The following is a 9,994-nucleotide window of genomic DNA, read 5'->3' on the forward strand; positions in this document are numbered from 1 at the left end:
CCGCACCCGGGGCCGCGGCGTTCGCCGCCGTATATGCGCGCGCGATCAACGTCCTGGAGTGCCTGTACACCCTGCTATGGACAGCGGGCTGGATCAGCGTGTCCCTGCTCCGCCAGGCGCTGACCGGCCGGCCCGAGCTGGCGCTGGACATGGCGCGGACGCACTGGGCGCCGGGTCTGGTCGGTCCCGCCGGTGGATTGACGGTCGAAGGCGCGGAGGCGATCGACTGGAACCGTCCGTATCTGGTGGTCGCCAACCACGAATCCCTGCTCGACATCTGCGTGCTGTTCATGGCCGCGCCGGTGCCGCTGCGCTTTTTGCTGAAACAGGAAATGTGCCGCGTGCCGTTCCTGTGCAGCTATGCGCGTGCGACCGGCATGCTCTTCATCAGCCGCGAAGACCGCCGCGCCGGCCCGCTGCTGCGGCGCCAGATCGCCGGACTGTTGGGCGCGGGCCAGTCGCTGTGCCTGTTTCCCGAGGGCACGCGTTCGCGCGATGGCCGCATGGGCGAATTCAAGTCGGGCTCGTTCCAGGCCGCGATCGATGCCGGTGTCGAGGTGCTGCCGATCGCGCTGCACGGCACCGGCAAGGTGTTGCCGCCGACCGGGTTCTTCCGCACCTGCCGCGGCCCGATGCGGGCCACCGTCGGCACGCCGATTCCTGTCGAAGGCCGCATCGGCGCCACTGGCCGCCAGGCGGTCGCCCGCGAAGCGCAGGACGCCGTGGCCGCGATGCTCGGCAGGCGCTGAGCGATGGCGCCGCACACGTTTGTCATCGAGGCCGCGCATCCCTGCCTGCCGGGGCACTTCCCGGGCCAGCCGCTGGTGCCGGGCGTGGTGATCCTCGATCGCGTGGTCGCGGCGGTCGAGGCCGTGCACGGTCCGCTCGGCGCGTTGCGGTTGCCGCAGGTGAAGTTCGTGCAGCCGCTGCTGCCGGACGAGCAGGCCGAAATCGCGCTCGAGGAGGCCAGCCGCGACGGCGTCGCGCGCTGGCGCTTCCGGGTCGAGCGCGCGGGCGTGCTGCTCGCCAGTGGTGAAGTCGCCGCCGACGGCCCCGCGCAGGCATGAGCAGCGCGTGGAAGGCGCGCCGCGAGGGCGGTGGGCGGCTCGCGCTGCGCTCGCTGCTGGTGTTCGCATCGAACTTCGGACGCGCCCCGGCGCGCGCGCTGCTGCATCCGATCGCGCTGTATTTCATGCTCCGTCGCGGCCCCGAACGTCGCGATTCGCGGCGCTATCTGGCGCGCATGTTCGGCCGGCCGGCCACACTGGTCGAGGTCGCGCGGCATTTCCGCACCTTCGCCGCGACGATTCTCGACCGGTTGTTCCTGCTCAGCGAGAACACGCGCCGCTTCGACGTGCACGCGCAAGGGCTCGACGTGCTGCACGGGCATCTCGATGCCGGGCGCGGCGTGCTGCTGTTCGGCTCGCACCTGGGCAGTTTCGAAGTGCTGCGCGTGCTCGCCACCCAGCGGCCCGAGTACAAGATCCGCGTCGTGCTCGACCGTGCGCACGGCCAGGCGATGACGGAGTTGCTCGAAGCGCTGAATCCTGCGGTCGCGGCGACGGTGATCGACGCCGGCGAAAGCGGCCCGGCGGTCGCGCTGGCGATCCAGGAAGGGCTGGCGCAGGGCGCGATGGTCGCGTTGCTGGTCGATCGCAGCCAGGAAGGCGGCGCGACGATGCCGGTGCCGTTCCTCGGCGCGCCGGCGCAGTTTCCGGTCGCGCCGTGGCTGCTGGCCTCGGTGCTCAAGGCGCCGGTGATGCTGGCCTTCGGCCTGTACCGTGGCGGCAACCGCTACGACCTGGTGTTCGAACCCTTCAGCGACGGCATCGACCTGCCGCGCCGCGAACGCCAGGCCGGCGTGGCCGCGCTCATCCACCGTTACGCCGCGCGGCTGGAACATCACGCACGCAGCGCTCCCTACAACTGGTTCAATTTCTATGACTTCTGGACAGGCGCCGATGACACGCGCGACGAACTTCCGCCCGCGGCCGGCGCTCTGCCTGCTGCTGGCGACGCTGCTCGCAGCGCCGATGTGGGCGGCGGCGCAGACCGCTGAAACGCCGCGCGCGAACCAGTCGCGCGACCGCGTGCCCGCGCCGGTCACCGCGACCGGCCGCAGCGTCGATGCCGACTGGATCCTGCAGCGTCTGACCCAGCACGGCGCCACCGCGACGCCGTTCGTCGAGCTGCGCACCTCCTCGATGCTCAAGCGTCCGCTGCAGCTGTCGGGGGAATACCGCCGACCCGATGCCGACACGCTGGTGCGCGAGGTACGCGCGCCGTACGCCGAAACCACGACGATCCGCGCCGGTGAGGCGACGATCGCGCGCGAAGGCCGCAATCCGCGCACGTTCTCGCTGTCGCGCGTGCCCGAGCTCGCCGCGCTGCAGGGCAGTTTCGGCGCGCTGCTGGCCGGTGACCGCAAAGCACTGGAGACGGTGTACGCGCTCGAAGCCGACGGTGTGCCGGCCGATTGGACGCTGACGCTGACGCCGCGCGATCCGCGCGTCGCCGGTCGGGTCACCGGCATCGTGCTGCGCGGCCGCGACGCCGAACTGCGCTGCATCGAAACGCGACCGAAGCAGGGCGACGCGCAGCCGACCCTGCTCGGCAGCGCCGCCACCGCCGCGGCCGCCGTGGATTCGCTCGAAGCCGCGCAGCGGCTGTGCCACGACGTTCCGCGTTGAGCGGGCGCCCGGGATTCCGCGACACGCTGCTGCAGCGCCCCGGCCTGCGGCTGACGCTGGCCGTCGCGTGGTTGCTGGCCCTGCTCGCGCTGGGCTGGATGGCGTCGGCGAGACTGGAATTCAGCGGCGACCTGCGCCGCTTCCTGCCGGATGCCCGCACGCCCGAGCAGCGCCTGTTGATGGAGGAACTCGGAGACGGGCCCGGGTCGCGCCTGCTGATGCTGGCGATCTCCGGCGACACACCCGAAGTACTCGCCGAACGCTCGCGCGCCCTGCACGACGCCCTCGCGGGTGATCCGCGCTACACCCTGGTCACCAACGGCGGCGAAGCCGGACTCGACGCGTTTCCGCAGGATCTGCTGCCCTACCGCTATCTGCTGACGTCGTCGTTCGACGCCGCGCCGCTCGATGCCGACACCCTGCGCGATGCACTCGACGCACGGCTGCAGGATCTCGGCTCGCCGGCCGCCGGCATGGTGGAACCGCTGATTCCGTCCGATCCCACGCTGGAAGTGCTCGCACTCGCCGAAGCCTGGCAGCCGGCCGGTGCGCCGCAGCGGCTGCACGACGTGTGGTTCGACCAGGCCGGCACGCAGGCGCTGCTGCTGGTGGAAACGCGCGCGGCGGGCTTCGATCCGACCGGACAGCTCGACGCCGTCGGCACCATCCGCGACACCTTCGCGCGGCAGGTGGGCGAGGGCAGCGCCACGCTCGACGTCGTGGGGCCCGGCGCGTTCTCGGTCGACATCGGCGGGCGCACGCAGGCCGAGGCGCAGCGTATCGGCATGGTCGACACGATCGGCCTGATCCTGTTGCTGCTCGTCGCGTATCGCAGCTGGAAGATGCCGCTGCTCGGCGTGCTGCCGCTCGCCAGCGCAGGCATCGCCGGACTCACGGCGGTCGCGCTCTTGTTTCCCGGCGGCGTGCACGGCATCACGATCGCATTCGGCTTCACCCTGATCGGCGTGGTGCAGGACTATCCGATCCACTTCTTCAGCCACCAGCGCGCCGGCCTGTCGCCTTGGAAGAACGTGCGCGGGCTGTGGCCGGCGCTGTCGACCGGCGTCGTCGCCACCTGCATCGCGTATGCGACCTTCCTGTTCTCGGGCGTCGACGGCCTGCGCCAGCTCGCGGTGTTCACGATCTTCGCGCTCGGTGTCGCGGCGCTGACCACGCGTTATCTGCTGCCGGGTCTGGTCGATCCCTCGCCGCCGGATCTCGCCGAGTCTCCGCGTCTGCAGCGCCTGTGGCACCGGATCGAAGCGCTGCCGCGTCCGAAGTGGTCGCTGGCCGTGCTGGCGCTCGCTGCCGTTGCCGCGATTGGTTTCAGTCCCGGGGCGTTCTGGCAGAACGATCTGTCGAAGCTGACGCCGGTCGATCCCGAATCGATGCAGCGCGACACCGAATTGCGCGCCGAACTCGGTGCGCCCGACGTGCGTTACGTGCTGGTCGCGCAGGCCGCCGACAGCGACGCCGCGCTCGGCGCCACCGCCGCGCTGCAGCCCGCGCTCGATGCACTGGTCGCCGACGGCCATCTCGACGGCTACGACATGGCCGCGCGCTATCTGCCGGGTGCCGACACGCAACGCGCGCGTAAGGCCGCGCTGCCCGACACCCCTGCGCTGCGCGCGATGCTCGCCGATGCGCTGACCGATTCCGCGTTCAACGACGACGCATTCGAACCCTTCGTCGAAGACATCGCCCGCGCCAAGGCCGCCGCGCCGCTGACGCGCGCCGATCTCGAAGGCTCGCCGCTGGCGACGGCGGTGTCCGGCCTCCTGCTGGAACACGAGGACCGTTCGACCGCGCTGGTCTCGCTCAGCGGCCTCGACGATCCGGCCGACGTCATCGCGCTCGCCTCGCAGGCCAGTGCGCCCGGCGTCGACGTGCGCCTGCTCGACATGAAGGACGCGTCCGAATCGCTGGTCGTCGAATATCGCGGCCGCGTGCTCGCGGCGATGGCGGTCGCGCTGGTGCTGCTCATCGGTACCGTGTGGATAGCGTTGCGCAGCCCGCGCCGCGTGTGGCGTGTGCTGCTGCCGACGTTGCTGACCTTGCTGGTGGTCGTCGCGGTGCTGCGACTGGTCGGCGTCGAACTGACCCTGTTCCATCTCGTCGCGCTGATCCTCGCCGCCGGTCTCGGCCTCGATTACGCGCTGTTCTTCGAACATGCCGGCGACGACCGCCAAGATCAGATCCGCACGCTGCACGCGATCCTCGTCTGCAGCCTGATGACGCTGCTGGTCTTCAGTCTGCTCGCGCTGTCGTCGATTCCGGTGCTGCGTGCGATCGGCAGCACGGTCGCGCTCGGCGTGGTCTTCAACTTCGTGCTGTCGCTGCTGGTGGCGCGCCAGCGCGCGGCGATCATCGCGGCACGCGCCGAACCGGAGCCGATGGCATGACCCACATCGATCGCGACGCCATCCTGTCGATGATTCCGCACCAGGGCGCGATGTGCCTGTGGGATGCGGTCACCGCGTGGGACGACGCCAGCGTGACCCTGCGCAGCGCCAGCCATCGCGATCCGGCGAACCCGCTGCGCAGCGACGACCAGCTGCGCGCGCTGCATCTGTGCGAATACGGCGCGCAGGCGATGGCGGTGCACGGCGGCCTGCGTGCACGCGAGAGCGGCGCACCGGTGCGCCCCGGCATGCTGGTCGCATTGCGCGGCGTACAGCTGCATGCCGCGCGCATCGACGATCTCGCTGGTGATCTCGAATGTGTGGCCGAAGTGCTGGTCGAGGCCGGCGGCAGCCAGCAGTACGCGTTCCGCATCCAGTGCGACGGCGTGCTGCTCGCCGAAGGACGCGCGGCGGTGATGCTCGGACCGGCGCAGCACGCTGCGTGAGCTGAGGGTCTCTGGCGTGCGTGGATCGAATCGCACACGAAGCGCGCGTCGCAGGCCGCCCGCTACAATCGCCGCATGACCAATTCCGCATCCACTCCACCCGCGCGGCGCGCACTCGTCACCGGCGGCAGCGGCGACATCGGCGGCGCGATCTGTCGTCGTCTCGCGGCCGACGGCCTGCACGTGATCGTCCATGCGAACGGCAATCTCGCGCGCGCGGAAGCCGTGGTCGCCGGGATCGTCGCCGCAGGCGGCAGTGCCGAGGCGATCGCGTTCGATGTCGCCGACGGTATGGTCACGCGACGCGCGCTCGACGGGCTGCTCGAAGCCGGGCCGATCCAGGTGATCGTCAACAACGCCGGCATCCACGACGACGCGCCGATGGCCGGCATGTCGGAGGCGCAGTGGACGCGCGTCATCGATGTCTCGCTGCACGGCTTCTTCCACGTGACCCAGCCGCTGCTGCTGCCAATGGCGCGCAAGCGCTGGGGCCGTATCGTCAGCGTGTCGTCGGTCGCCGCGGTCACCGGCAATCGCGGCCAGACCAACTACGCGGCGGCGAAAGCGGCGCTGCACGGCGCCTCGAAATCGCTGGCGCGCGAGATGGCCAGCCGTGGCATCAGCGTCAACGTGGTCGCGCCCGGCGTGATCGCAGGCAACATGGCCGACGACGCGTTCCCCGACGAGATGATCAAGCAGATCGTCCCGGCCGCGCGCGCGGGTACGCCGGACGAAGTCGCGGCGCTGGTCGCGTTCCTGTGCTCGGAGCCGGCCGGCTACATCAACGGTCAGGTCATCGGCATCAACGGCGGCATGGGCTGAGCCCCGACGGCGGGCGGCAAGCTGCCCTTCAGCGCCATGAATCCGGATTCACGCCGCCGGTCGCATGATCCCTGCACCCGCCACGAGGATGCCCCGATGCGCGTTTCCCGTCTGCTCCCGTTGTTGCTCGGCGTCGGCCTGCTCGCCGGCTGCGCCAGTTCCCATGTGCTGACCGGCACGCCGCGTGCGCCGATCGATCCGTCGCAGGTGCGCATCTATCACGGCCCGCCGCCGGGCCAGTACGAGGAGATCGCGATCCTCAACACCAGCAGTGGCGCGCTGACCTACGGCGAGCAGAACAAGGTGAACTCGGTGCTGCAGAAACTGCGCAACGAGGCCGCCAAGCTCGGCGCCAATGGTGTGCTGTTCCAGGGCACGGCTGACGGCTACCGCAATGGCGGCGTCAGTGTCGGCGGCGGTGTCGGACGCGGCGGTGGCCGTTCGTTCTCGTCGGCCGGCGTGGGTGTCGACATCAGCCCGCAGCAGAAGTACGCCAGCGGCGTGGCGATCTGGGTGGCGAATCCGCCGCCGGTCGAGTCCATGCCCGCGCCTGCACCGGCCGTACCGCCGGCGCGCTGAGTCAGCCGATGCCGAAGACGACGCCGGCCGCGGGAGCGGCCGGCGTTTTCGTATGAGTCGATGACGCGGTCAGCGCGCGCGCTCGTGCTCGAGCGCGTCGGCACCCGCCAAGCGCCGGTTCCACAGCGACAGCAGCGGCGAGGTCATGACCGTCGTGACCAGGGTCATGCCGAACATCAGGGTGAAGAGTTCCTGCCCGATCAGGCCGGCATCGAGGCCGATCTTCAGCACCACCAGTTCCATCAGGCCGCGGGCGTTGATCAGCGAGCCGACCGACAGGCTGTCGCGCCAGTCGTAGCCCGACAGCCGCGCGCCGATCGTGCCGCCGAGCATCTTGCCGGCGATCGCCACCAGCAGGATCAGGCCGAACGCGCCGAGGCCCGCGCCGACGAAGGCTTCGGACGTGGTGTTGAGGCCGGCGAGCGCGAACACGATGGGCATCAACAGCAGCATCGACACCGGCTCGAACGCCTTGGCCAGGTGATGCAGCAGGCGGTTGTCGCGCGGCAGGCAGACGCCGAACACGAACGCGCCGAATACCGCGTGCAGGCTGATCGCCTCGGCGAACGCCGCGCAACAGACCAGGCCGATCAGGATCGCGATCAGTGTGCCCCGCGTCGGCGCGCCGTCGGCATCGCAACCGCGTTTCAGGATCCACGCATACAGCGGCTTGAGCACCAGGAACGCGACCGCGACCAGCACCACCGCGCCCGCGGCCACCATGCCGACACCCGGGCCGCGATGCGCGCCGCCGATGGTCAGCACCAGTGCGAGGAAGATCCAGACGAAGCCGTCGTCGATGATCGCCGCACTCAGTGCAAGTCGGCCGGCGCGGGTCTGGGTAAGGTTGCGATCCTTGAGGATGCGCGCGAGCACCGGGAACGCGGTCACCGACATCGCCGCGGCGATGAACAGCGCGAACGGCCAGAAGCCCAGTCCCTCGGGTGCGAAACGCGGATACAGCCACGGGGAGATCGCCAGGCCCAGCGCCAGCGGCAGCGAGATGCCGAGCACGCCGACCAGACTCGCGGCGCGCACCTGCGCGCGCGTGCCTTCGACCGAACGCAGTTCAGCGCCGATGATGAACATGAAGAGCACCAGGCCGACCGTTGCCAGCGCCGACAGCGGCGGCAGCGACGCGGCCGGAAACAGCGCGGCGTGCAAATCCGGCAGCATCGCGCCGAACACCACCGGCCCGAGCAGCAGGCCGGCGGTCATTTCGCCGATCACCGGCGGCTGTCCGAAGTACTTCAGCACCCAACCGCAGGCGCGTGCGGCCACGAGGATCACGGCCAGCTGGAGCAGCAGGAGAGTCGTCATCGCGGCGCAGGCCCCCGGGTGTTCAATGCGGCCATCCCGCCCGCGCAGCCGCAATCATCGACGGCTCAGGCAGCTTCGGCAACGGGCGCGAACCAGTGCGCCGGCAGCATCGGGGCCTGTGCACTGCCCTCGTGTTTCGCCAGCAACGCATCGAGGCCGTGGTCACCGATGTCCGGAATCGCGGCACGCGCGAGCGCGAGCACTTCCGACGCCAGCTGGCGCATCGCGGCCATCGAACGCTGGGTGCGCGCGATGTACGCGGCGTCGTCGAGCTCGTCGGTCAGACCACCGTTCATTTCGCGGCACCACGCGACCTGGTACTGGTCGTAGGCGCGGGCTTCGCGCAGATCCGGGGTCGCGTCGCGCGTGCCCCATTCGCGCATCAGCGCCTGCATCGCCAGATTCAGTGCACGGCCTTCGGCGAAGGCCGGCTTGAGCCTGGCGAGGATCGACAGATCGGCCTGGCGGCGGCTGAAGAACAGCGGCGCCAGCAGCGCCCAGTAGTACACGTAATCCCACAGCACCTTGATCGGCATGACCTGCGGGTGGCCGAAGATCGGGTACTGGTCCTGGTAGAGCGTCAGCGTGTTCTCGTAGAACGAGAAGTACAGCTGCTGGTAGATGTCGGCATACGGCGCGATGTCTTCGCCCGCGCGGTCCTTGCCGATCAGTTCGCAGACGTAGGTGTTGCTGATCGCGATGAAGTCGCTGCCCGGCGAATAGAACGGATCGAGGAACAGGCCGGCCTCGCCGGTCAGCGCCCAGCGGTGCCTGGAATACACCTGCTTGCAGCCGTGCGAGAAGTGGCGCAGGAACAGGAAGTCCTGCAGCGTGTACTCGGGCTTGTCGAGCGCTTCGTGCACGCGCGGCTGGTGCGTGCGCAGCCAGTCCATCGCCTTGTCGAAGGTGTTCATGGTCTCGAGCGGATGCATCTTCGCGTCGCAGACGATGCCCAGCGAATGCGAGCCCGAGGCCAGCGGGATCAGCCAGAACCAGTAGCCCGGGCCGCACATGTGGTTGGTCGAGTTCACCCGGCGCGCCGGCGTGAAGCGGTCGCGCCACTGCGGATCGTCCGACCACTGGTCGAGATCGGACTGGCCGTCGATGCGCCACCACACCGCATTGCAGTCGTGGTCGTTGGCCATCGCCAGACCGAGCTTGCGCTTGATCAGGCCGGCGCGGCCCGAGGCGTCGACGACCCAGCGCGCTTCCAGCGTCCGGCGCTCGCCGGCGTGATCGAAGGCGACTGTATGCGGCGCGTCCGTCTCCGACAGCTCCAGCGTGCGCACGACCGCTTCGTCGCGGAAATCGACGCCCATCTCGCGTGCGCGATCGCCGAGGAAGTTCTCGAAACGGCCCCGGTCGAGCTGCCACGACGGCGTGGGCAGCAGCTTGCTGACGCCCATCTCGCTGCAGGCCTGCACGTCGTACTCGCGATCGGTGAAGAAATAACGCAGGCCGTACTTGCGCACCTGCTCGGCTTCCAGATGGTCGCGCAGCCCCAGCACGTCGGCGAAGTAATGCGCGCCGATCTCGACCGTCGATTCGCCGACCTTGTGCGCTGCTTCGCGGACCGGATGCGCGCGACGTTCGATCACCGTCACCGACAGCGTGGGTTCGCGCTGGCGCAGCTGGAGGGCGAGTGTGAGCCCTGCGAGACCACCGCCGAGGATGACGACATCGGCGCGGGCATCGCCGCCGGAAGTGTGCGCAGTGCCTGGATTCATGCGGTGAC

General features: G+C 69.8%; 10 protein-coding genes. 8 read left to right on the forward strand and 2 right to left on the reverse strand.

Going from position 1 to position 9,994, the window contains the following annotated elements; genetic code table 11:
- Positions 1 to 98: 98 nt before the first annotated feature.
- The 8 genes from V3391_RS14620 to V3391_RS14655 all read left to right on the forward strand — a co-directional run bounded on the left by V3391_RS14620 (position 99) and on the right by V3391_RS14655 (position 6,939).
- Positions 99 to 749, forward strand: a complete 651-nt coding sequence (locus V3391_RS14620; RefSeq protein WP_332079177.1) for a lysophospholipid acyltransferase family protein — start codon at positions 99 to 101, stop codon at positions 747 to 749.
- 3 nt (positions 750 to 752) lie between these two features.
- Positions 753 to 1,067 carry an ApeI family dehydratase gene (locus V3391_RS14625; RefSeq protein ID WP_332079178.1) on the forward strand — a complete coding sequence of 105 codons (315 nt, stop codon included), beginning with the start codon at positions 753 to 755 and terminating at the stop codon, positions 1,065 to 1,067.
- Positions 1,064 to 2,059 carry a lysophospholipid acyltransferase family protein gene (locus tag V3391_RS14630; protein ID WP_332079179.1) on the forward strand — a complete coding sequence of 332 codons (996 nt, stop codon included), beginning with the start codon at positions 1,064 to 1,066 and terminating at the stop codon, positions 2,057 to 2,059. The genes V3391_RS14625 and V3391_RS14630 overlap by 4 nt, the downstream gene beginning before the upstream one ends.
- A complete protein-coding gene (locus V3391_RS14635) occupies positions 1,962 to 2,690 on the forward strand; it encodes a LolA-related protein (protein ID WP_332079180.1) in 729 nt (242 codons plus the stop codon). The genes V3391_RS14630 and V3391_RS14635 overlap by 98 nt, the downstream gene beginning before the upstream one ends.
- A 98-nt stretch (positions 2,691 to 2,788) precedes the next feature.
- Positions 2,789 to 5,092 carry an MMPL family transporter gene (locus V3391_RS14640; protein WP_332079692.1) on the forward strand — a complete coding sequence of 768 codons (2,304 nt, stop codon included), beginning with the start codon at positions 2,789 to 2,791 and terminating at the stop codon, positions 5,090 to 5,092.
- Positions 5,089 to 5,538, forward strand: a complete 450-nt coding sequence (locus V3391_RS14645) for a hotdog family protein (RefSeq protein ID WP_332079181.1) — start codon at positions 5,089 to 5,091, stop codon at positions 5,536 to 5,538. Before V3391_RS14640 ends, V3391_RS14645 begins: the two co-directional genes overlap by 4 nt.
- A 75-nt stretch (positions 5,539 to 5,613) precedes the next feature.
- On the forward strand, positions 5,614 to 6,360 hold the full coding sequence (fabG, locus tag V3391_RS14650; RefSeq protein WP_332079182.1) for a 3-oxoacyl-ACP reductase FabG: 747 nt from the start codon (positions 5,614 to 5,616) through the stop codon (positions 6,358 to 6,360).
- 96 nt (positions 6,361 to 6,456) lie between these two features.
- The gene (locus V3391_RS14655) at positions 6,457 to 6,939 is read left to right on the forward strand and encodes a DUF4156 domain-containing protein (protein WP_332079183.1); all 483 of its coding nucleotides are present in this window, start codon (positions 6,457 to 6,459) and stop codon (positions 6,937 to 6,939) included.
- 69 nt (positions 6,940 to 7,008) lie between these two features.
- Here V3391_RS14655 and V3391_RS14660 read toward each other — a convergent pair whose 3' ends face one another.
- Together V3391_RS14660 and V3391_RS14665 are read right to left on the reverse strand one after the other, a co-directional pair.
- Positions 7,009 to 8,259 (reverse strand): cation:proton antiporter, encoded by a 1,251-nt coding sequence (locus V3391_RS14660; RefSeq protein ID WP_332079184.1) that lies wholly within the window; start codon positions 8,257 to 8,259, stop codon positions 7,009 to 7,011.
- 65 nt (positions 8,260 to 8,324) lie between these two features.
- Complete coding sequence (locus V3391_RS14665) at positions 8,325 to 9,986, reverse strand: NAD(P)/FAD-dependent oxidoreductase (protein ID WP_332079185.1); 1,662 nt, start codon at positions 9,984 to 9,986, stop codon at positions 8,325 to 8,327.
- Positions 9,987 to 9,994: the final 8 nt, after the last annotated feature.

Origin of the sequence: Luteimonas flava, assembly GCF_036584485.1 — a bacterium.
Classification (GTDB): domain Bacteria; phylum Pseudomonadota; class Gammaproteobacteria; order Xanthomonadales; family Xanthomonadaceae; genus Luteimonas; species Luteimonas flava.

Bases quoted from the DNA above. Each gene is read 5' to 3' on its own strand.
- V3391_RS14635 (WP_332079180.1), top strand. From the start codon at position 1,962: ATGACACGCGCGACGAACTTCCGCCCGCGGCCGGCGCTCTGCCTGCTG.
- V3391_RS14655 (WP_332079183.1), top strand. From the start codon at position 6,457: ATGCGCGTTTCCCGTCTGCTCCCGTTGTTGCTCGGCGTCGGCCTGCTC.
- V3391_RS14630 (WP_332079179.1), top strand. From the start codon at position 1,064: ATGAGCAGCGCGTGGAAGGCGCGCCGCGAGGGCGGTGGGCGGCTCGCG.
- V3391_RS14640 (WP_332079692.1), top strand. From the start codon at position 2,789: ATGGCGTCGGCGAGACTGGAATTCAGCGGCGACCTGCGCCGCTTCCTG.
- V3391_RS14665 (WP_332079185.1), bottom strand. From the start codon at position 9,986: ATGAATCCAGGCACTGCGCACACTTCCGGCGGCGATGCCCGCGCCGAT.
- V3391_RS14660 (WP_332079184.1), bottom strand. From the start codon at position 8,259: ATGACGACTCTCCTGCTGCTCCAGCTGGCCGTGATCCTCGTGGCCGCA.
- V3391_RS14625 (WP_332079178.1), top strand. From the start codon at position 753: ATGGCGCCGCACACGTTTGTCATCGAGGCCGCGCATCCCTGCCTGCCG.
- fabG (WP_332079182.1), top strand. From the start codon at position 5,614: ATGACCAATTCCGCATCCACTCCACCCGCGCGGCGCGCACTCGTCACC.
- V3391_RS14645 (WP_332079181.1), top strand. From the start codon at position 5,089: ATGACCCACATCGATCGCGACGCCATCCTGTCGATGATTCCGCACCAG.